At 65.9% G+C, this 20,439-nt stretch carries 18 protein-coding genes; 12 read left to right on the top strand and 6 right to left on the bottom strand.

Going from position 1 to position 20,439, the window contains the following annotated elements:
• The first annotated feature begins 86 nt into the window (after positions 1 to 86).
• From M9921_01700 to M9921_01675, 6 genes are all read left to right on the top strand, one after another.
• A complete protein-coding gene (locus M9921_01700) occupies positions 87 to 947 on the top strand; it encodes a DNA-processing protein DprA (GenBank protein MCO5295550.1) in 861 nt (286 codons plus the stop codon).
• A 66-nt stretch (positions 948 to 1,013) separates the two neighbouring features.
• Entirely contained in the window at positions 1,014 to 2,042 is a 1,029-nt protein-coding gene (gene tdh, locus M9921_01695) for an L-threonine 3-dehydrogenase (protein MCO5295549.1), read from the top strand.
• A gap of 37 nt (positions 2,043 to 2,079) precedes the next feature.
• Positions 2,080 to 3,912, top strand: coding sequence for a hypothetical protein (locus M9921_01690; protein ID MCO5295548.1), 1,833 nt, complete (start codon positions 2,080 to 2,082; stop codon positions 3,910 to 3,912).
• A gap of 62 nt (positions 3,913 to 3,974) precedes the next feature.
• A complete protein-coding gene (locus M9921_01685; GenBank protein ID MCO5295547.1) occupies positions 3,975 to 4,691 on the top strand; it encodes a hypothetical protein in 717 nt (238 codons plus the stop codon).
• On the top strand, positions 4,688 to 5,896 hold the full coding sequence (locus M9921_01680; GenBank protein MCO5295546.1) for an HTTM domain-containing protein: 1,209 nt from the start codon (positions 4,688 to 4,690) through the stop codon (positions 5,894 to 5,896). The genes M9921_01685 and M9921_01680 overlap by 4 nt, the downstream gene beginning before the upstream one ends.
• Positions 5,893 to 6,783 (top strand): hypothetical protein, encoded by an 891-nt coding sequence (locus M9921_01675; protein ID MCO5295545.1) that lies wholly within the window; start codon positions 5,893 to 5,895, stop codon positions 6,781 to 6,783. Before M9921_01680 ends, M9921_01675 begins: the two co-directional genes overlap by 4 nt.
• 9 nt (positions 6,784 to 6,792) lie before the next feature.
• Here the strand turns inward: M9921_01675 and M9921_01670 are convergent, their stop codons facing one another.
• Positions 6,793 to 7,206: a response regulator gene (locus tag M9921_01670; GenBank protein MCO5295544.1), complete on the bottom strand. Its 414-nt coding sequence runs from the start codon at positions 7,204 to 7,206 to the stop codon at positions 6,793 to 6,795.
• 127 nt (positions 7,207 to 7,333) lie between these two features.
• Between M9921_01670 and dxs the strand changes: the two genes are divergently transcribed.
• Together dxs and nadA are read left to right on the top strand one after the other, a co-directional pair.
• The gene (gene dxs / locus M9921_01665; protein MCO5295543.1) at positions 7,334 to 9,259 is read left to right on the top strand and encodes a 1-deoxy-D-xylulose-5-phosphate synthase; all 1,926 of its coding nucleotides are present in this window, start codon (positions 7,334 to 7,336) and stop codon (positions 9,257 to 9,259) included.
• 111 nt (positions 9,260 to 9,370) lie between these two features.
• A complete protein-coding gene (nadA, locus tag M9921_01660) occupies positions 9,371 to 10,501 on the top strand; it encodes a quinolinate synthase NadA (protein ID MCO5295542.1) in 1,131 nt (376 codons plus the stop codon).
• Here the strand turns inward: nadA and lon are convergent.
• Together lon and M9921_01650 are read right to left on the bottom strand one after the other, a co-directional pair.
• Positions 10,413 to 12,863 carry an endopeptidase La gene (lon, locus tag M9921_01655; GenBank protein MCO5295541.1) on the bottom strand — a complete coding sequence of 817 codons (2,451 nt, stop codon included), beginning with the start codon at positions 12,861 to 12,863 and terminating at the stop codon, positions 10,413 to 10,415. The two genes, nadA and lon, sit on opposite strands and share 89 nt — an antisense overlap.
• A gap of 66 nt (positions 12,864 to 12,929) precedes the next feature.
• A complete protein-coding gene (locus tag M9921_01650) occupies positions 12,930 to 13,481 on the bottom strand; it encodes a MarR family transcriptional regulator (protein MCO5295540.1) in 552 nt (183 codons plus the stop codon).
• Positions 13,482 to 13,578: 97 nt separating this feature from the next.
• Here M9921_01650 and M9921_01645 point away from each other — a divergent pair, with 97 nt between their 5' ends.
• Positions 13,579 to 14,163 carry a PilZ domain-containing protein gene (locus tag M9921_01645; GenBank protein MCO5295539.1) on the top strand — a complete coding sequence of 195 codons (585 nt, stop codon included), beginning with the start codon at positions 13,579 to 13,581 and terminating at the stop codon, positions 14,161 to 14,163.
• 3 nt (positions 14,164 to 14,166) lie between these two features.
• Here the strand turns inward: M9921_01645 and M9921_01640 are convergent, their stop codons facing one another.
• The 3 genes from M9921_01640 to M9921_01630 form a co-directional block, all read right to left on the bottom strand.
• Positions 14,167 to 14,382 carry a ferredoxin family protein gene (locus M9921_01640; GenBank protein MCO5295538.1) on the bottom strand — a complete coding sequence of 72 codons (216 nt, stop codon included), beginning with the start codon at positions 14,380 to 14,382 and terminating at the stop codon, positions 14,167 to 14,169.
• 108 nt (positions 14,383 to 14,490) lie between these two features.
• On the bottom strand, positions 14,491 to 15,048 hold the full coding sequence (locus M9921_01635) for a TetR/AcrR family transcriptional regulator (GenBank protein ID MCO5295537.1): 558 nt from the start codon (positions 15,046 to 15,048) through the stop codon (positions 14,491 to 14,493).
• A gap of 31 nt (positions 15,049 to 15,079) precedes the next feature.
• Positions 15,080 to 17,068 carry a DUF2961 domain-containing protein gene (locus M9921_01630; GenBank protein ID MCO5295536.1) on the bottom strand — a complete coding sequence of 663 codons (1,989 nt, stop codon included), beginning with the start codon at positions 17,066 to 17,068 and terminating at the stop codon, positions 15,080 to 15,082.
• Between the two features lie 116 nt (positions 17,069 to 17,184).
• Here M9921_01630 and M9921_01625 point away from each other — a divergent pair, with 116 nt between their 5' ends.
• The 3 genes from M9921_01625 to M9921_01615 all read left to right on the top strand — a co-directional run.
• Entirely contained in the window at positions 17,185 to 18,144 is a 960-nt protein-coding gene (locus M9921_01625) for an ABC transporter permease (GenBank protein ID MCO5295535.1), read from the top strand.
• A gap of 50 nt (positions 18,145 to 18,194) precedes the next feature.
• Positions 18,195 to 19,154: a substrate-binding domain-containing protein gene (locus M9921_01620; GenBank protein MCO5295534.1), complete on the top strand. Its 960-nt coding sequence runs from the start codon at positions 18,195 to 18,197 to the stop codon at positions 19,152 to 19,154.
• A 115-nt stretch (positions 19,155 to 19,269) separates the two neighbouring features.
• On the top strand, positions 19,270 to 20,439 hold a 1,170-nt coding region (locus M9921_01615; protein MCO5295533.1), incomplete at its 3' end, for a hypothetical protein.

Genomic DNA, 20,439 nt, shown 5'->3' with positions numbered 1-20,439 from the left:
GCCTCGGATCGGTCAGTTTACACCTCGAACCCGCGCGATCAACCGGAACAAACCCAAAGTGTCGAACGTCGTGTAAAGTACGAAAGATGGAATCGAGAATGGAATGGGAGGTGGTCTTGGCCGCCCTCTACCTCCGCGGCTTGGAGCGGCCGGTGGACGTTCGCCGTTCGGGATGGAGGGCGGTGGAGAACGTCCTGCGCGCCTCGGGCTCTTCGCTGGCTCGGGCGTCCCGGGCGTTGGCGCGGGCCGGGCTCGATGCGGAAGCGCTGGTGCTGGAGGCGCCCGGTGTGGCGGCTGGGGCCGAGAAGCTCGTGCAAGGCGGCCGCGCGCTGACGTGTCTCTCGCCGGGATACCCGTCGCGGTGGGTGGACGTTCTTGGAAGCGGGGCACCTCCGGCCCTGTGGATCTGGGGAGCGACTCCTCCGGCGGGTCCGGCGCTCGCCGTGGTGGGCTCGCGAAGAATCGGGGATGACGTCCGACGATTCGCCCGCAACCTGGGAAGCGAGGCGTCCGCCCGGGGTTTGGTGGTGGTCTCGGGCGGTGCGGCGGGGTGCGACCGCGCCGCCGTCCGGGGGGCCATGCCGCGCGCCTTCGAGATCCTCCCCCGGGGCCTCCGCGCGGGCCCGGTGGGCCCGGTCACCCAGCTCTCGGTCTGCGCGCCGGACGAGGGGTTCTCGACCGCGTCGGCGATGGAGCGCAACGCGCTGGTCTACGCCGCGGCGGATCTTGCCGTCGTCGTGCACGCCCGGTTCAAGGAGGGGGGCACCTGGCACGGCGCGGTGGACGCGATCCGACGCAGGACGACGCGCCTCGCCGTGCGGTGGGACCCTCGAAACGAGGCCTCCCGCGCGCTGGCCGGCCTGGGCGCGATCCCTTTGGGCCACCCCTCCGAGTTGGGCGCAGCGTTGCAGAAGGAGGCAGCGCAAACCGGTCTCTTCAAAACGTGAATCTGAGCCGGTGTCGCTCCAATTGGGGACTGTCTAGAACGAAGCGCGGCGGTACACTCCCCGACGGTGAGAGCCATTGCCAAGACCCGGCCGGCCCCCGGGGTAGAAATCATCGACGTTCCGGAGCCCCAGGTGTCGCCGGGCACCGTCAAGGTCCGCCTGGAAGCCGCTTCGGTTTGCGGAACCGACCTGCACATCTATGCGTGGGACGCTTGGTCGGCCTCGCGGATCCACCCTCCGCGCATCATCGGACACGAATTCTGCGGAACGATCGTGGAGGTGGGCGAGGGAGTCAAGGACCGCCACGTCGGCGACTTCGTCGCGAGCGAATCCCACATCGTCTGCGGGCGCTGCAAGCAGTGTCTCAGCGGTCAGGGACACGTGTGCGTGAACACGCGCATCCTCGGCGTCGACGTCGACGGCGGATTCGCGGAGTTCGTGGTCATCCCCACCGAAAACGCCCGCCCCACGGACCGTTCCGTTCCCAAGGAGATCGCTTGTTTCCAAGACGCGCTTGGCAACGCGGTCCACACCGTGATGGCGGGGCCGATCGTCGGGCAGACGGTGCTGATCACGGGCATGGGTCCGATCGGGCTCTTTGCGGCAAGTATCTGCAAAGCGCTCGGAGCCGCCCAGGTGATTGGCACGGAGGTCAGCCACTACCGGATCGATCTCGCCAAGAAGGTCGGCGTGGACCAGGTGCTGAACCCGAAGGAGTCGGATGTCTCGGTCGTGTTGAGGCAGTTGGCGCCCGAAGGGGTCGATGCGACGCTGGAAATGTCCGGACATCCCTCCGCGCTCGAACTCGCGATCGCCCACACCCGTCCCGGCGGTCGGGTGAGCCTGCTCGGCGTTTACGGCTCGCCGATCCAATCCGTGGACATGAACGCCGTGGTCTTCAAGGGGCTCGACGTCCAGGGCATCGTCGGCCGGCGCATGTGGGAGACGTGGGAGCAGATGGGCCGTCTGCTGGCCGGGGGGCGCCTCGACCTGTGGCCGGTCATCACGCACCAGATGCACTACACGGAGTTCAAGTGCGCGATGGATCTGATGCAGGCCGGGGACGCCGGCAAGGTCGTCTTCTTGTTCGACTGAGGAGCCGGCCCGGGTTCCCGGTACACTCTCGCCAACGATGAAGGTCGCCGTTCTTCCCTTGAGTGCCGCCGCCGGCACGCGCCCCGCCCTGGGCCGTCAATTCGCCAATTTCGCCGCGGAAACCGTCCGAACCGCCACGAGTGCGGAGATCCACTCCGTGAGCTATCTGGCTCGCGTGGACGATGAGAATCGGGCTGCCTTCGTCAACGTCGCGGAGACGCTGATGGAGCCTGAGTGGATCCAGCAGCTCTTCACCCAATCCGACGCCGACCGCGTGATGGACGGGTTGGTGGCTTACGACGAGGACGCCGGGACGTTCGAGCTGAGCTTCCGCGCCCACGAGCGCGGCAACGACCAGGCGCTCTTCCTCCACGAGTGGAAGTTCCCCAAGGCCGAGATCTTCGCCCACCTGCACACGATGGTCAAAGACCTTGCGTCCACGTGCGAAGTCGAGCTCCCGGAGGAGCTTGCCGGCGACGCGATGGAGTTCGGCACCGACGACCCGGACGCCTTCATCCGCTTCCTCGAAGGGTACGACGCGCTGCTTTACATCCAACAGGCCGAAGGGCGCGTCGCGCGCGAGTTTTCGCCGGAGCCCGCTTTCGAATCGCTGTTGGCTTCGCTGAAGACCGATCCCGATTTCTTGGGGCCCTACGAGACCCTGCTGCAGTTGGCGAGGCTCTCCGTCCAGTTCCGCATCGGCACGTTCGAGCTGGTGGAGAAGTATCTGCTGGCGGTCATCGAGCTCGCCCCCGACGACTTCCGCGCGTACTACGCGATGGGCGAGGGGTTCGAGGCGGTCGGGCACTCCGCCAAAGCCGGCGAGTGGTTCGAGAAGGCGTTGGCGCGCGAGCCGAACGAGCCCGCCATCTACACGCATTTGGGCATGGCCCAGATGGCCCAGGGCATGCCCGTGAACGCCGAGCGCAACTTCCAGAAGGCCGTGGAGATGGAAGGAGAAGACAAGCCCTCCCTCGACTACCTGGCCACCGTGCTGCACCAGACGAACCGCGCCCACGAGGTGCCGGCGTTGTGGAAACAGCAGATCGAGCGCCAGCCTCAAAACGCGATGGTGCACGCCAAATACGGCATCTCCCTGATGCAGGCGGGAAGGGAAGAGGAGGCGATCGCGGCGTTCGAAGAGGGTCTCCGCGTGCTGGAGGATCCCCTTTCGCTCAAGCGGTTCTATGCGCCGATTCTCGCGAACCGCGGCGAACTGGACCGGGCGATGGACTTCTTCGAGGATTGCATCGACGTGGCCCCGAACGACATCCCGCTTCTCCTCGAGTACGCGCAGACGCTCAAGCAGGCCGGTCGCGAATTCGAGATCCCCAAGATTCTCGCGGACGTGTTGGCGAGCAATCCCGATGCGGATACGCGCGCCCAGACCCTTGCTTGGCAGATCGAGCTGGAGCAGCCCAAACGCGCCGAGGTGGTGGAGGCGGCGCGGGAGAAGATGGAGCAGGGAGACGCCGAATCGGCGGTGGCGACCTTGAAGCCGCTTCGCAACTGGCTGGCGGACTACTGGAAGATGTGGGCCCTGCTCGGGGCGGCGCACAACCGGCTTGGCGAGTACGAGGATGCCGAATTCGCGGCGCGCCGACTCATCGAGCTGTTTCCGGGCTGCGAACCGGCCTACGGCGAACTCGCGGCGGCCCTTACCGGCCTCGACAAGCACGAGGAAGCCTACGAGGCGATGCGGTTCGCGGCAGGGCGGCTTCCAAACTCTCTCGGCATCCACGTGAACCTTGCGCTCGCCGCCAAGCGCGCCGGCCGCAAGGACGAGGCGACCTCGCTGGCAAAGCAGATCCGCGAAGCCGTCGGACCCAACGAGGAGTTGGAGAAGGTCCTGGCAGAAATCGAGCGCTGAACGCTGTGGGAAGATGAGCCCTGTCATAGGCGCGGGGGGCGCGATGGCTTAGAATGAGGCGGATGGGCGAAGGGTCGGTTCCCGAAAGCACCGAGCAGGTCCGGACCTTGCCGGTTTGGGTGAAGCCACTGGTGGCGTTCCACTTGCTGGCGATCACGCTGTGGAGCCTTCCTGCTCCGGCACCCGGACTCGCCAACGGCTCGATCGTCCCGTCGGTCAGCACCGACTCCCTCCCGGACTTCGCGCGGAGCTCGGTGTCCTACGTCCACGACAACGTTCTGCTTTTCGCCTCGCGCGCCAAGACGCCGCCCGCGCAAGTCGACGGCCCGATGCACTGGCTTTCGCTCGCGATCCACGCCTACCTCATTCCCACCGGCATGTGGCAGTACTGGGACATGTTCGCTCCCAACCCGTCGAATCTCGATGTCTGGGTGGACGCGATCGTCGAGTTCCAGGACGGGACGCGCGTGGTGCACGATTACCCCCGCATCGCCACCCTCCCGTTGCCGCTCAAGTATGTGCAGGAACGGTACCGCAAGTATCTGGAGCGGGCTCACTCCGAGGACTTCACCTTCCTTTGGCCCGCCTTCGCCCAGCGCATCGCGCTCGAAGAGTACGAGAAGAACGAGAACAACCCGCCCGTCCACGTGTCGCTTCGGCGCCACTACCGTTTCATCCAGCCACCCGGCGAAATCACCCCGGACGAGTACACGGTCCACACCTACTACGAGTACGACGTGGATCAGAAGAAACTTCGGAGCGATGGAGGGACGCCGTGAAGGCGCTCCGGTCGCTCGACAGGTGGTTCTTCGGCTACGGATCGCCCGTGACGATGGGCCTGTTCCGCATCCTCTTTGCAGGGCTGGCGGTCGTGAACCTCCTCATGGTGGCCCTGTACTTCAACTCGTGGTACACCCAGTCGGGGTATTCGCCGATGGAGGTCACCCGCCTCTACGCGGGGGACGATTGGCGGATCAATCCGCTTCGGAACGTGGCGGAGACCCCCTGGATCGCCGCATTCTATGCGGCGGTCGTCGTGGCCGGAATCCTCACCACGATCGGGCTGTGGACGCGCGTCAGCTCCATCTTGTTCGCGATCGGGGTGGTGAGCTTGCACCACCGGAACCTCCTGATCCTCCATGGGGGCGACACCCTGATGCGCGTGGGGCTGATCTACGTGGCGCTGGCTCCCAGCGGCGCCGCTTGCAGCGTCGATCGGCTCCTCGCCTTGTGGAGAGGCAAGGCCCAGGTTCCACACCGAGCCGTGCCGCTTCTGGGCCAACGGCTGGTGCAGTTCAACATCGCGCTCCTGTATCTCACCACCGTGTGGCACAAACGCGGCGGCACGTTCTGGTTCGACGGGACGGCCACCTGGTATCCCGCCCACCTTCCGGAGTTCCACCGGTTTTGGGTTCCCGAAGCGCTCGAAAACAGCCTCTGGTTCGTCCAGCTCACCACCTACGGCACGCTCGCGGTCGAGCTTGCCTTGGCGACGTTGGTCTTTTACCGCCCCTTCCGCAAGTGGGTGTTGCTCGCGGGCCTCGCGATGCACGCGTTCATCGAGTACCGGTTCAACATCCCGTTGTTTGCCTTCATCACGACGTCGACGTACGTGTGCTTCTACGAGGGTGGGGAAGTCGCCGCCTGGGCGCGCCGGTTCGGGGCGCGATTGTCGCGCTTCCGTGTGCGGGTGGAGTTGCCAAAGGGCCAAGTCCTCGCCCCGGATCCTCGGCGGGCGTTGGAGGCCGCGGACCCGATGGGATGGGTCGAGTACGGGGAGGGCACGGCGGAAACGTGGACCGCGACCAATGCGCGCGGGGAGGCCGTGGATCCGTTCAAGGCCTCGCTGCAGCGTTCCTTGGGGGTCGTCCCGTTCGCCGGTTTGCTTGTCTGGGGCCGATGGCGCGCGTGGCTCGAAGGGGCGACCCGCGCGCCCGAGGGTCGGAGCGAGCCCTCTCCCACGGCGACGGTGGCTCGCGCGTGAGGCTGTTCAAGTTCAGCAAGCCCAAGACACCCGGTTTCGGTCTTTCCGACCGATTCTACATCTCGGTCCTGAGCGGCCAGGCGATGTTGCCGGCGCTCGTTTCGACGATCGAGCCCAAGGGGGCGGACGGCGCTGTTCCGGGATTCGGCGTGCCGCTTGCGCCCGGTGCGTCGAAAGCCGATCTGCAGCGGCCGATGGAGCGGGGCGAGTACGCGTTGGCCTCGACAGACCGCAAGACGGTCCTTCGGATGCGCGTCCTCAGCAAGGAGGAGGCGGGCTTCGACCCGTCTTGGGTCGCGACCAGCCCCCTGGCGGCCCTGCTCGAGGAGGAGGTGCTCGCCAGGTTGCGCGCCACCTGGATCGTGATGCAGTTGAGCTTCGAGTCGCACGATCCCGACGTCTACCCCGCCCTGGATTTCCTTCTCAATCTGGCCCGGCGCCTGGGCGGGGCGACGCAGGGGGTGGTCGCCGACCCGCTGGCCCAGCGGTACGTGCTTCCCGAGAAGCTGTTCGTGCATCCGCGCCTGGACCCGCGCGTCGATGCGCGCGAGCACGTGGTGGTTCGGTTTGAGCCGAGCCGAGAGGGTTGGCACGCCTTCACCCTCGGCCTGCAGAAGTTCAGCCTTCCGGAGATCGAGATCTACGGCCTCGCCCAAACGGACGCCGAGGTGGCGGCCGCCTTTCTCATCGGACTTGCGCAGTCGAACCTCCTGGGCAACCTGGTTGCCGAGGGGCACACGGTGGGCTTGGAAACGGAGCCTTTGGAAGTTCGCGCGGGCGGACTCGATCGGGGCCAATGGGAGGGGATCCCCTGCTTGGAGCTGATTCCCACGAAGGGAACGGAGGCGTCGGCCGCTTTGCACGCGTGGGTGCGCGCCCAACACTAGGCTCGCGCGCTACCGCGAGTCGCTTGCGACGGGGGTGCCCGAAAGCCAACGATCCAGAATCGTGTCGATCGACCGGCGGAAGGAGTCGAGGTCCACGGCCTTTTGCACGTAGAGGTCCGCTCCGAGGGCGCGGGCGGACGCCAAATCAGACCCCTCGTTCGAGGACGTGAGCACGATGACGGGCATTTGGGCCGTCGCAGGAGCTCCGCGCAGCCGCCTGAGCACGTCGAGGCCGCTGATCTTGGGCAACTTCAGGTCGAGCAACACCAGGTCGAACTGGTCTCCTTCGTTCTCCAACTGATCGACGGCTTCGGCGCCGTCGCGCGCGACGACGATCCGGCTTTCCGCGACCCGCTCCTGAATCGCCCGCACTGCCAGCCGCTCGTCATCGGGATTGTCCTCGATCAACAAGATTGCCTTCATGGGCACCCTTGATTCTACGGCCGATCCGTTGGAACGCCAGGTTGAGAATTGCGGTTATTGGAGCAAGGCCCCTCGGCGCGCTTCCAAACGCAGAAGCGGCGTAACGCGTATGCTAAGGGGAAGGTCTATGGAGCATCTGAGACATTTGTCCGCCATCGTGCAACCCACGGACTTGCACAAACTGTCCGACAAGGAGCTGCAGGAGGTGGTGGACGAGGTTCGCCACGCCATCCTCGAGCGTGTCAGCAAGACCGGTGGACACTTCAGTTCCAACCTCGGCACGGTCGAACTCACCGTGGCGATGTACGCGGCGTACTCGCTGCCTCCGGACAAGGTCGTGTGGGACACGGGGCATCAGGCCTACCCGCACAAGATGTTGACGGGCCGGTTGGGCCGCTTCGACACCCTTCGCAAACACAAGGGGCTTAGCGGATTTCTCAAGCGCGACGAGCACGAGTTGGACGCTTTTGGTGCGGGCCACGCGGGCACGGCGATCTCGGCCGCCCTCGGGTTCGCCACGGCGCGCGACCGGCTGGGAACGCGAGAACGCGTCGTGGCCGTGACCGGAGACGCGGCGATCTCGTCGGGGATGTCGTGGGAGGCCCTCAACCATGCGGGGGAGATGAAGACCGACCTGACCGTCGTGCTCAACGACAACCGCATGTCCATCGCTCCGAACGTGGGCGCCCTGACCACCTATCTCCAGAAGCTTCGGTCGCGGCCCCTGTTGCAGGACCTCGCGCATCGCGCCAAAGAGGTGGTGGAGAAGCTCCCCTCTCCAGTGTCCAGGGTCGCCGCGGGCCTGCGTCACGGCATCACGCACTACTTCGCACCTGAAGACACGGGCACGATTTTCGAGGAGATGGGCTTCGAGTACATCGGCCCGATCGACGGGCACGACCTGCCCACCCTGCTCGAGGTCTTCCGCAACGTCCGAGAGTTGAGGGGGCCCGTGTTCGTCCACGCCCTGACCGTCAAGGGGAAGGGCTACGAGGTCGCCGAGGAGGACGCCCGCAAGTGGCACGGCGTCGGGCCGTTCGATCTGGCGGCTTGCGAGATGGTGAAATCGGCCGGCCCCGTGACCTTCATGCAAGCGTTCGGCGATGCGGCCGTCGAGTGTGCGGAGCAGGACCCGACGGTTGTAGCGATCACGGCCGCCATGCCCGACGGCACGGGGCTCAACCGCTTCGCCAAGGAGTTTCCCGACCAGTTCTACGACGTTGGAATCGCGGAACAGCATGCCGTGACCTTTGCCGCGGGCCTCGCGGCGGGCGGGCTCAAGCCGTTCTGCGCGATCTACTCGACGTTCCTCCAACGCGGTTTCGACCAAGTGCTGCACGATGTGTGCATCCAGCGGCTGCCCGTTCGGTTCTTCATGGATCGGGCGGGGCTCGTCGGGGACGACGGCCCGACGCACCACGGCGCGTTCGACATCTCCTATCTCACCCTGATGCCGAACCTCGTGCTGATGGCTCCCCGCGACACCACCGAGCTGCGCGAGATGACCCGGTTCGCCAGCACCTACGAGGCCGGTCCGCTCGCGGTCCGCTACCCACGGGGCGCCAGCGACGATGCGTTGCCCGAGTCGCGGACCTCGATTCAGTTCGGCAAGGCGGAGGTCTTGTGCGACGGCGAGGACTTGGCGATCTTCGCGGTGGGGTCGATGGTGGGAGCGGCCTGGGAGGCCGCCGCGCGGCTCCGCGAGCACGGCCTCGAGGCGACCGTCGTGAATGCGCGGTTCCTCAAACCCCTGGATTTGGACGCCTTCGCCGAGGCGGCCGAGCGATGCGGTCGCGTGGTCACCATCGAAGAGAACGTGCGGATCGGCGGCTTTGGCCAGCAGGTGCGCGACGGTTTGGCCGAGCGTGGTCTCGGTGCGATCCCGTTCGAAATTCTCGCTCTGCCCGATGCGTTCGTCGAACACGGCGCCCAACCGTTGATCCGAAGGGACGTGGGGCTCGACGCCGAAGGCGTGGTGGACGCCGTGCTCGGCCGGGAACGCGCTCCGTCGGCGGCGAAGGCTCGTGTGCGGAGTCCCGAGTCCCGGGCTTAGGTACACTTTTCTTACCGTGTCTTGCGACAACATCCCCGTCCTGAGCAGGACTGTTGCACGGCATCCAGCGGGCAAGATGCCCCTGAGCGGCCCGCCTCGGGTTGAGTAGAAATGTATCAAGAACCGCTTCCGCAGGAGTACGCCTCGCTCGACGAGGGGCAGGCTCGCGCGCGCATCGCCGCGGCGAAGGCCAAACTCGGTTCCCGCCTCGTGATGCTGGGACACCACTACCAGCGCGACGAGATCATCGAGCACTGCGACTACCGCGGCGATTCGTACAAGCTCGCCCAGAACGCGTCCGCGCACCCGGAGGCGGAGTTCATCGTCTTCTGCGGGGTCCACTTCATGGCCGAGAGCGCCGACATGTTGGCGGCCCCCAACCAGCGCGTGATCCTCCCCAACCTCGCCGCGGGCTGCTCGATGGCTGATATGGCCAACCACTTCCAGGTGCGCAACTGCTGGAACGCGCTGGTGAAGGAGTTGGACGCCCGCGCGCCGGATGCCGCGGGGGCTGGGCCGCGCGTGGTGCCGGTCACGTACATCAACTCCGCGGCCAACCTCAAAGCGTTCGTCGGCGAGCGCGGAGGAACGGTCTGCACCTCGACCAACGCCCCGGTGGCGGTGAAGTGGGCCCTGACACGCGGCGAGAAGATCCTCTTCTTTCCCGACCAGCATCTCGGACGGAACACAGGCGTCAAGCTCGGCTACGATCCCGACCGGGACATGGTGGTGTGGGATCCCTTCAAGCCCCTGGGTGGCAACACCGTGGACGACCTGCGCCGAGCCACGTTCCTGCTCTGGAAGGGGCACTGCAGCGTGCACGGTCGGTTCACGGTCGAGCAGGTGCGGCAGGCGCGAGCCGAGCACCCGGACGTGAAGGTGCTGGTCCATCCCGAGTGCACGTTGGAAGTGGTGCGGGAATCCGATCTCGACGGTTCGACGGAGTTCATCATCAAGACGGTGGAGGCGGCGGAGTCGGGGAGCACCTGGGCGATCGGGACCGAGATCAACCTGGTCAGCCGCTTGGCCAAAGAGCACCCCGACAAGACGATCTTCTGCCTGGACCCGCAAATCTGCCCCTGTTCGACCATGTACCGAATCCACCCCAGCTTTCTGTGCTGGGTGCTCGAGAACCTCGTCGAAGGGGTGGTGCTCAACGAGATCCAGGTGCCGGAAAAGACCGCCCGCTTCGCGACGCTTGCCCTCGAGCGGATGTTGGAACTGCGGAACCTCGCCGACTAGTGTGGGTTGTCCCGGTGGGACGCAGGGCGATGGCAAGCGCCTGGTCCATCGTCTCCACAAACTGGAGCCGCACGGCCTTTTGGATGCTCTCGGGAATCTCGCCCAGATCGATTCTGTTCTCTTCGGGCAGGATGACGGTGGTGATTCCCGCGCGGTGGGCGGCGAGTACCTTGTCGCGGACACCGCCGACCGCCAGGACGTTCCCCCGCAAAGTCAGTTCGCCCGTCATGGCGACGTCCCCGCGCACCGCCGCGCCGGACAGCGCGGAGGCAAGGGCGACGCCGATGGTCAGGCCCGCGCTCGGCCCGTCCTTCGGGGTCGCCGCCGCCGGAACGTGGATGTGGACGTCGTGGCGCAACGTGCGGCCCGGCGCCCAATCGGGCTGCGTGGCGCGAATGTACGTCATGGCCGCTTGGGCGGACTCCTTCATCACGTTGCCCAGGTTGCCCGTGAGGTGCAGTACCGGCGAGGGGCCGAGCGGCTCGAGGACGCTGGCCTCGATCTGGACGACGTCTCCTCCCGCTTCGGTCACCACCAGCCCCGTGGCTGCGCCGACCCGGTCTCGCAGGCCGCTTGAATCGCGCGGGTAGCGGGGAATTCCCAGCAGCTTCGAAACCTCCGGCATGCCGATGCGGAACGTGCGTTTCCGCGAGCCTGCGGCTTGTCGCGCGACCTTCCTGCAGAGCTCGTCGACGACCCGTTCGAGCGAGCGAACCCCGGCCTCCCGCGTGTACTCGTCGACGAGCAGCGCCGGAACGTCCGGATGCAGGTCCAGGTTGAATTTGAGCAGCCCGTTCTCGCGGATCGCGCGAGGGATGAGGAAACGGGTGGCGATGTGAACCTTCTCCTCGCTCGTGTAGCTAGGGAACCGGATGATCTCCATCCGGTCGAGCAGCGGGGCGGGGATCTCCTCCAGCACATTGGCCGTGGCGATGAACAGCACGGCGCTGAGATCGAGGGGAAGCTCCAGATAGTGGTCGACGAAGCGGGCGTTCTGTTCGGGATCGAGCGCTTCGAGCAAGGCGCTGGTCGGGTCTCCGCGAAGGTCGTGTCCCATCTTGTCGATCTCGTCCAGCACGAGGACCGGGTTGCGCGTTCCGCACGTCCGCATCGCCTGAGCCAAACATCCCGGCCGGGCGCCGACGTAGGTCCGGCGGTGGCCTCGGATCTCCGCCTCGTCTCGGACGCCTCCGAGGGACAGCCGATGGAACGAGCGGTCCATCGCCTCGGCGATCGACCGTCCGAGGCTCGTCTTTCCCACGCCCGGGGGACCCACGAAGCAGAGAATCGGCCCGCGCAGGGTTTGGTTGAGCTGGCGAACGGCGAGGAAGTCCAAGATCCGCCCCTTGACGTTCTGCAAGCCGTAGTGCTGTTGGTCGAGAAGGGAGGCCGCGGCCTTGACGTCCAGGCGATCTTCGCTGAGCCGCGACCAGGGCAGTTCCGCGATCCACTCGAGGTAGTTGCGCAGCACCACGGCTTCGGGGGACGACGGAGGGGTTCGATCCAGTCGGTCGACCTCGGCAAGGGCCTTGTCGAGGGAGGAGCCGGAGATCCCGCACGAGGCGATGCGCTCGCGAAGAAGCTCGGCGTCGCTGACGCGCGCGCCGCGCTCGTCGAGTTCGGTCTGGATCACGCGAAGCTGCTCGCGCAGGTAGTACTCGCGCTGGACGTCGGCGACCTCCCTGTCCACCCGGTGCTTGATGTCCGCCCGCATCTCGAGCACCTGCATCTCTCGGCGAAGGCACCGAAGCACCTCGTCGAGGCGCCGATGATCGTCCACCTCCTCCAAGAGGCCCTGCTTGACGAGCGGTTTGAGGGGCAGATGGTGCGCGATCGCGTCGGCGAGGGCTCCCGCATCGTCGAGGTGGGCCACGGCGGGAAGGGCTTCGGGAGGCACCTCGTCGCCTAGGCGGATGACCGCCTCGAGGGAGTCGAGGCACTCACGCATGAGTGCGTCGGCTTCCACCCCGTGAGCGGGTACCGTGCTCACCGGAATCGCCTCGGCATAGAAGATCGATCCGCGTTTGACCAGGTGGCGCACTTCGACGCGACCCGTGCCGCGGAGGACCGCCCGTAACGTGGCGTCCGGCATCGGAAGCGCTTGGAGCGTCTCGCTGAGCGTGCCGATCCGACAGAGATCCGAGGCGGAGGGGTCCTCCACCGACATGTCTCGCTGACTCAACACGAGGACGCGCCGATCCGTCTCCAGAGCCCGCCGGACAGCCCTCAGCGATGACTCGCGCGCCACGTGGACCGTGTTGATGAGGTTGGGGAAGTGCACCGTGTCGCGCACCGCCAGCACGGGGATGAGGCGGCGGCGGGGAGGTGCCGGCGTGGCATCGGAGCGGTCCAGTTTGGGCATGCCTTGAACTCAACATACCATTGGCTTGGGTCTGCGACCCAGGCGAAACGCGCAAAACCAGCCTTCCTACCGGCGGTCGTTCTCGTCTTTGCGGAACAACTCGCGCGCCTGAAGGAGGGCGCCGTCCGAAGCCAGGGCCTGCTGGTAGACCGCATCGATGATCTCGAAGATCTCAAGCAATGCTTGGAGTCGGGAGCGCATGAGGACCGCCTGCGGCGCCTCCCCGTCTTGGGGAAGCGCCGCGATGCACTCCCGGATCGCGCCGGCGGTGGGATCGAGCTCCCGGCGTTTCCGCTCGCGCGCGACTCGGGCGAACATCTGCCAAGGATCGGATTCGCTGACGTAGGTGTCTCGGCGTTCGCCCGGACGTCGAAACCGCCGGACGATGCCCCAGTCCATCAGATCGCGCAGGTTCATGCTCGCATTGCCCCGGCTGATGTGCAACCGCTCCACGATCTCGTCCGCGCTCATCGCCTGTCCCGTGATGAAGAGCAGCCCGTGGATCTGAGCCATCGTTCGGTTGATGCCCCAACTGGAACTCATGCGGCCCCACTCGAGGATGAACTGGTCCTGAGCCGCAAGAATCGGATCTGATGAAATGTTTGAACTTTCGCTCACTGTACAAATGATACGCTCCCGCGGCGTCCGGGGGGTGAGTGTGCGATGCAAACCAACCGACATGTATGGAAACGGCCCCGGTGGGCGACCAGTTGTCATGGCGACCCAAGAAGCAATCTTCATCAATACGCGCGTGCGTTTGCAGCGCTTGGCGGACGCCAAGTTCTTCTCGGGCTGGGTCAAGGATTTCACACGGACCGATCTGGTGGTCAAGCTTGGTGGGCCGACGCAGGTGAAGCTGGGCGAGACGTTCATGGTCCAGGTGCACGGGCACTCGTCGACCGCACTGTTTCGTGCCGTGCTCCGTGCGGTCGGCCCCAAAGAGCTGACCTTTGTGATTCCCGAGCCGGTGCGGTTTCTGACGGCGAGCGAACAGGTTCGGGTCACCGTCGAAGACGTCACAGCGACGATCACGGGCGGCGGAAAGGCCCTCGAGGCCACGGTCGTCGATCTGAGCGTGGGCGGGGCCGGCCTCGTGGCCGCCCGCGAGATCAAAAAGGGCGAACACGTGCGCGTGATCTTCACCACGCCGCTTGGCAACGTCGAGTGCGACGCCGAGGTTCGCTACTGCAAGATGGAGTCGATCGAGGACGGCACGTACCGAATCGGCGTGCAGCTCGAGGAGCTTGGGCGCATCGAGCGCGCTCGTTGGAATCGGCTCGTCGAACAGGATGCGGCGTGAGCGTCAGCCGCCGCTGATCCTGGCGGCCTCGACGGCGTTCTTCTGGATGTAATCCTTCCAGTCCTTGGGAACGTCGGTGTCCACAAAGATCGCCGTGACCGGGCATTCAGGCTCGCAAAGACCGCAGTCGATGCACTCGTCCGGATGGATGTAGACCATGTCGTCCGCCTCGTAGATGCAGTCCACGGGGCACACCGTCATGCACGATTTGTCTTTCACGCCGATGCACGGCTCTGTCACAACGTAAGGCAATTGACCAACTCTCCCAGGCGCTATTGTGGCAGATTCACCCAGGCGCGACGCAACCGATCCGAGCCCGTTTCGCCCCTAAGGACGCATCGCGACGAGGAACCGATCGGTCCACCACTGGGCGGCCTCCCGCGGGCCGAGATCCGCGCGGCCGTATTGGGTGGAAAGCGCGAAGGTGCCCATGAGGAACACGTCGGCCATTCGGCCGATGGGGTCCCTCCGAACCTGCCCGGTCTCGACGGCCTGGACCAGCAGCGAGCACAGGGGCTCGTACACGTGGGAGAGATAGGCGCCGAGAATCGTTTCCCCGCTTGCGGGCCGCGCGAGTTGGGGCGCCTCCCGCAGCGCCAGCAGCAAGTCGAAACCCGGGTCCGACAGGAGGCAGGCCGCGAACCCCTCGAAGCGCTCCCGAAGCGGGAGAGGCGCGTCGCGGAACGGCGCCGAGCGCTGCCCGAGCCGTTCCATCGCGTCCCGAGCCCACGCGACGTAAAGGCCCTCCTTGTCGCCGAAGTGGTGGTAAAGCGTCGGCGCCTGAACGCCTGCGGCGTCGAGGATCTGGGCGACGCCTACGGAGACGTACGACGACGTGCCGAACAAGCCGCGCGCCGCCTCAAGCAGTCTCTCTTTGCCACCCATCCCCCGCTCCGCTAGGGTTATTCCACATCGGCTACTTCGGGACGAGCAGGAGGTAGTCCAGGCCGAACATGCGAGACGGAATCGCCCCCGCATGTTCCCCCGCACACCGAACCTCGAGCGACACCTCGCCGGCGGGAAGCTCGACTTCGCCGAGCGTCTTCTTCTCCCACTTCAGGGTGGGCGAATAGAAGTCGAACGTGCCCAGCTCCTTTCCGTTCAGCGTGAGCGTGTGGATGCCGTAATCCGTCGCCATGCAGAAGTGGCCCACCACCGTGTAGCGTCCGGCCTTGGGCACGGGGACCCGGAGCACCAGAGTGTCCCCTTTGGCCACGTCCTTCCACCAAAGCTGCTTCTCGCCGGAGGTCTCCCAGAATCCCTCTTGGGCTTCGGTCGTGCCCCCCGATCGGCTCGCGATCACGAGGCTCTCGCCTTCGATGGCGCCTTCGACCGGCTTGGGAGCGACGATCTCCGGCGGGGCCAGAAGGGCTTGGTTGATGCTCCCCGGTCCGCTTCCGCCAGGCGCCGAGTACCAGTACGCCGTGTGGAGGAACGCGGTCGTGGTGTCGGCCCAGTGCCAGTTCTCGATGTCGAACCGGATCGACTTCCGGAAGGGAATGGGATCGAAGATGTGCCATCGGTTCACCACGCTGTGTCCGCGATTGCCCGGCGTCTCGCTGTGCGGTTGGGCGTGGTAGGGCCGTTGGAACGTCTTGTTCGAGCTCCACGCGTAGCCGTAGTAATCCTCTGTTCCCGTGCCGAAGGTGCTGGGGAATCTTTCGCCATCGACCGACACTTTCTCGTCACCTTCGCCCCACCAACTGGGCACCGGGTTCGCCACGTGCAGCATCGAGCCCACCCAGACCCCTTCGCCCGAGGCATTGAGGAACGTCATGTCGTGGTGGGGACGCGTGGAGCCGTTTTCACCGCCCCACTGTGCGCGGAAGTAGTAGGTGCTCGCATCGAAAGGCATGGGCGAGGCGGTGGCCTCGACGGTCACTTTCACGGGGACCGTGTTGATGTTCGTGGCGATGACGAGCGCGTCCTCGCGGTAGGGCATCACCCAACGGCTGGTCATCGTTCCGTCCGCGGCAACAGAGAAGGGAACGGATTGGTAGGGCTGGATGCCGGGCGCCGCGCCGAAGAAGTCCCCGAGGGGCGAGCTGACGCAATCTTCGTCGTCCGCCTGGATGTTCAGCAGGACGCGCCGCAGGACGTTGTGCGTCTGGTTCGGGTCGGTCCAGGCCGCGCCCGGGCTGGCCACCGCGGTTGCGCGCATGCGCAGCGTGCGGATGGCGCGCGGTCCCGAGGGGAGTTCCAGCACCTCGGTCGACCCCGGAGCGAGCGTCCACTCGGCGCGGACGGTCTCTCCCGCCGGTGTTGGGATCGTGCCGGGGTCCTCCAACTCGGAAGCGATCCGCTTCATGGCCGCGGCGTTTTCAGCGATCTGCGCGGGGGTGAAGGTCACCACGTCCACGGGCTCGGTGTACGTGCGATAGCCCACGTGGTAGTAAAGGCGGCTGGCCGGTGCCCCGTCGTCATCGACGGTGATCAGGAGCGACTTCGCGTACGGGAAGGGGAAGTAGAGGTTCGCCCCGCGATCGGCCATGTAGCCGAAGGGCTCGCCCAGCCCCGGCGTCTTGCCGGAAAGGAGGTCGGCCAACCGGGGCGCAAAGCGCGGGGTGGCCTCGCCGTCGAAGTAGAAGCGGATCACCCCATTTGGATTGGCGGACCAGATGCGCACCACCGCCCCCGGACCTTTGAGGTCCGCCATGACGTGCTCCTTGCGGCTGCCGACCTCGATCGTGCGGATGAACTGGCCGTAATCGGCGTTGGCAAACCAATCGTCGTTCCCGGGCTCGAGGGACTTGCGATCGTAGCTGCTCGCTTGGGACAGCGTGTACGCGGGAGATGGGCGGTGCGCGAGCCGCGCCAGATCGGTCATTTCGGGAAGAAGGGTCTTCACGCTGATCGTCGGTGCGGGGGCGAGCGCCAAGGCGGAGAGGAACAGAGAGGCGATCATCAATTTCTCCGGAAGGATGCCGACCCGCCGCCCCGAATCGAAAGGACGGAGCGACGAATGCAGCGGGTTGAGTTGATTGTAGCCGAGGCGCGGGATGCGGGGAACCCCCTGGGCGGATGGCCGAGGTGACCGATGGTGGTCCGGGCGGGTGGTCGGGCGTCGCCCGGACGGCCCAGCGGTATCAGGGCGTGCTGAGCCTCGTGCTCCTCCTGGTGTTCGCGTACGCGTTCGAACCCCTGTTTTTCACCCCAAACAACTTGCGCAACGTATTGAACCAGGTCGCAATCCCGGGCGTGCTCGCGGTGGGAATGACGTTCGTGATCCTCACGGGCGGCATCGACCTGAGCGCGGGATCGTTGCTCGGCCTGCTCAACTGCATTGCGGCGACCTGGATGCGGGACGGCATGTCGCTGGAGGCGACGGGCGCGTACATTTTGGTTCTGGGACTCGGCGTTGGGGCTTTGTCCGGCTTGACCATCGGCGTCACGCGGATGCAACCGTTCGTCGTCACCCTGGCGGCCATGGTGAGTCTGCGCGGCATCGCCTACGTGTACACCGACAGCAAGAACATCTCGGGCATCGGGGACGGGTTGGCGCCGCTCCAGCAGACGCAGGCGGCCTTGCCGGTCCCCGCGTGGATTCTGATCACGGTGACGGGTTTGGCCGCCCTGATCCTCGCGAGAACGGTTTTTGGGCGAAACGTCTACGCGATTGGTGGAAACGAGGAGGCTTCCCGGCTCGCCGGGGTCGCAGTCACGCGGACGCGAATGGGCGCGTACGCGATCAATGGCTTCTGCGTGGCCGTCGCGGCGCTCCTGTTTACGGCCCGGGGCAACAACGGGGACCCGGCGGCGGGCCTGGGCTACGAGCTCGACGCGATCGCCGCCGCCGTGGTGGGCGGGTGCGCCCTGCTGGGGGGCGTGGGGAACGCGTTGGGGACGTTCGTGGGCGCTTTGTTCATCAGCTCGCTCACCGTGCTCCTGATCCTGCAGAACGTGAACGACAAGGTCGCGATGGGCTGGAAAGGCCTGATCATTCTGGTGGCGGTCTATCTCCAGAACCTCGGGCGCAAGTGAGCCGCGCCCGGAAAAGGGTGTATCTTCTGAAGTGACCGGAGGTAGCAGGCATGAAGTGGATGATCGGTGCGCTGGCGGCGCTCGTTGTGATCGGCGGATGTGGGAGCAAGCCGGAGGGGGGCACCCCGACGGCGGCGGGCGAGGCGAAGCCTCTGGTGGCTTTCGCCCAGGCCAACAGCCAGGACCCTTGGCGGCAGGTGTTCGACAAAGAGATCCAGGCTGAGGCGGCCAAGCACGGGGACGAGTTCGCGTACGAACAGCAGTCGGCGGAAGACGACCCCAACAAGCAGATTTCGGTGATCGACACCTTGTTGGTGAAAACGCCGAAGGTGTTGCTGGTCAGCCCGGTGAAGGAGTCGGTGCAGCAAACCGTGGAGAAGGCGTACGATGCGGGCATTCCCGTCATCCTCCTCGACCGCGGGATTCCCGGCGACAAATACACGTGTCTGATCGGCGGAGATAATGTCGAGATCGGACGCAAGGCGGGCGAATATCTCGTCGAGCGGCTGGGCGGCAAGGGCACCGTGCTGATGATCCAGGGACTCGGCGGCGCCTCCGCCACCCTGGAGCGGGCGCAGGGGGCGATGGAGGTCTTCAAAAAGAACCCCGGCATCACCGTGATCGAGGGCGACGACTGCAAGTACCAACGCAAGGCCGCTCGCGACTACATGGACACGTTCTTGCAGTCCGGACGCGCGTTCGACGCCGTGTACTGCCACAACGACGAGATGGCGATCGGCGCGTACCTCGCCATGGAAGCCGCGGGCACGCCCAAGAAGATCATCGTCGGGGTCGATGGTTGTCAGAAGGAGATCGTCCAGTACATCCTCGACGGCAAGGTGGATGCGACGTTCAAGTACCCGATCCCGGGTCCCGAGGGCATTCGGGTCGCGGCGTCGTTGCTCAAGGGCGAGGGTCCTCCGGCGGACAAAAAGATCGTGCTTCCCACGGAAATCGTGACCAAGGAGAACGCGGACGCATATCTCAAGGCGAATCCGAATCTGTTCTAGGTTTGTGGTTTGTGGTTTGTGGTTTGTGGTGGTGGTTTCGAACCCCCTCGCCCCTCTGGGGGAGAGGGGGCAGGGGGTGAGGGGCTGTGAGCGAAGCGAACTGTAAGAGCGTCCCTTGAAGACACGCAATACCTGGATTGGCATGGGGGCTCTGGCGGCGCTGGTCGTCGGGACCCCGCTGATCGTTCGGTCGATCCACGCCAGGCAGGAGGAATCGGAGTACCGGGAGCAGCTTCGTCTCGCGCGCGCCGAGGGGCTGCCGACCACCTCGGCCGAGTTCGCGGCCACGGTGCGGCCCGCCCTCCCCGCCGAGAACGCCGCCCTGCTCTACCGCCGGCTTCGCAAGGCTGGCGTTGATCCGTCGGACACGATCCGTGTCGACCCGGACGAAGCCGACCGCAATCTGAGGTTCCATTCCAACGCGGGAACGCTCGCCGAGGCGAAGCAGCTGCTGGCTTCGCACTCTGAGACACTGGAGCTCGTCGATCGGGCGGTGAAGCTCCCCCGTTGTTGGTTCGAACGCAAGTGGGAAGGGCCTGCCACGCTGTTTCCCGAGTATGCCGTCGTCAGGCAGGCGGCGAAACTCACGGCGCTGCGTGGTACGGTGGCCGCCTGCGAGGGGCGCGCTGCGGACGCGATCGCCGATGCGGATCGCCTCTTTGCGATGGCTGGACACCTCCGCGAGGAGCCGACCGACCTCGGAGCCTTGGTGGCGGAGTCGATCGAGAGGATCGCCTTGCAGCACGTCGGCGAGTGGTCCTTCATCCACCGGGACGAACCCGCCTACGCTCTGGCATTGGACCGTTTGGTGCGAGCGTTGCCTCCTCCCGATCTGAAACGGGAGCACCGCGGGGACCTGTACGGGGTCCTGTCGTTGATCGAGCTCTGCTCCACGCCGAAAGGGCGTGCCGAGCTGGGGCTCAAGGAAGAGGACCTCCCGAGCGGCCCTGAGCAGATCTTCACACGCCTCCTCAGCCCCAGCAAGTCGAGGATCAAGATCGTTCAGTCGTTCCGAAGATCGTGGGCGGCCCTCGACCAGCCATCGAAGGAGAGGGACCCAATCCTCGAGGACGCCCGCCAGGAGCTCTTCCAGGCGTTGGTCGCCTTTCCGACGGCGGCGAGGATCTACCATGCGCTTGTTGCAGACACCGACTTCACGATCGGCCGTGAGGAGGGGTGGCAGGCGCGCCGACAGCAGTACCAGGCCCTGGCCCTTGCGCTGCGGAGCCCCTCGATTCCACCCTCGATCGATACAAAGAGGTGGCCAAGTCCGTTCGACGGCAAG

This window comes from Fimbriimonadaceae bacterium, assembly GCA_023957775.1.
Classification (GTDB): Bacteria; Armatimonadota; Fimbriimonadia; order Fimbriimonadales; family Fimbriimonadaceae; genus JAMLGR01.
The sequence above is the reverse complement of the archived record's forward strand: the minus strand, read 5'-3'. Positions and strand labels throughout refer to the sequence as shown.

What these genes read in the sequence shown, in the direction of transcription:
- M9921_01700 (MCO5295550.1), top strand. Translation starts at nt 87, where the DNA reads ATGGAATCGAGAATGGAATGGGAGGTGGTCTTGGCCGCCCTCTACCTC.
- M9921_01690 (MCO5295548.1), top strand. Translation starts at nt 2,080, where the DNA reads ATGAAGGTCGCCGTTCTTCCCTTGAGTGCCGCCGCCGGCACGCGCCCC.
- M9921_01685 (MCO5295547.1), top strand. Translation starts at nt 3,975, where the DNA reads ATGGGCGAAGGGTCGGTTCCCGAAAGCACCGAGCAGGTCCGGACCTTG.
- M9921_01670 (MCO5295544.1), bottom strand. Translation starts at nt 7,206, where the DNA reads ATGAAGGCAATCTTGTTGATCGAGGACAATCCCGATGACGAGCGGCTG.
- dxs (MCO5295543.1), top strand. Translation starts at nt 7,334, where the DNA reads ATGGAGCATCTGAGACATTTGTCCGCCATCGTGCAACCCACGGACTTG.
- nadA (MCO5295542.1), top strand. Translation starts at nt 9,371, where the DNA reads ATGTATCAAGAACCGCTTCCGCAGGAGTACGCCTCGCTCGACGAGGGG.
- lon (MCO5295541.1), bottom strand. Translation starts at nt 12,863, where the DNA reads ATGCCCAAACTGGACCGCTCCGATGCCACGCCGGCACCTCCCCGCCGC.
- M9921_01645 (MCO5295539.1), top strand. Translation starts at nt 13,579, where the DNA reads ATGGCGACCCAAGAAGCAATCTTCATCAATACGCGCGTGCGTTTGCAG.
- M9921_01635 (MCO5295537.1), bottom strand. Translation starts at nt 15,048, where the DNA reads ATGGGTGGCAAAGAGAGACTGCTTGAGGCGGCGCGCGGCTTGTTCGGC.
- M9921_01630 (MCO5295536.1), bottom strand. Translation starts at nt 17,068, where the DNA reads ATGATCGCCTCTCTGTTCCTCTCCGCCTTGGCGCTCGCCCCCGCACCG.
- M9921_01625 (MCO5295535.1), top strand. Translation starts at nt 17,185, where the DNA reads ATGGCCGAGGTGACCGATGGTGGTCCGGGCGGGTGGTCGGGCGTCGCC.
- M9921_01620 (MCO5295534.1), top strand. Translation starts at nt 18,195, where the DNA reads ATGAAGTGGATGATCGGTGCGCTGGCGGCGCTCGTTGTGATCGGCGGA.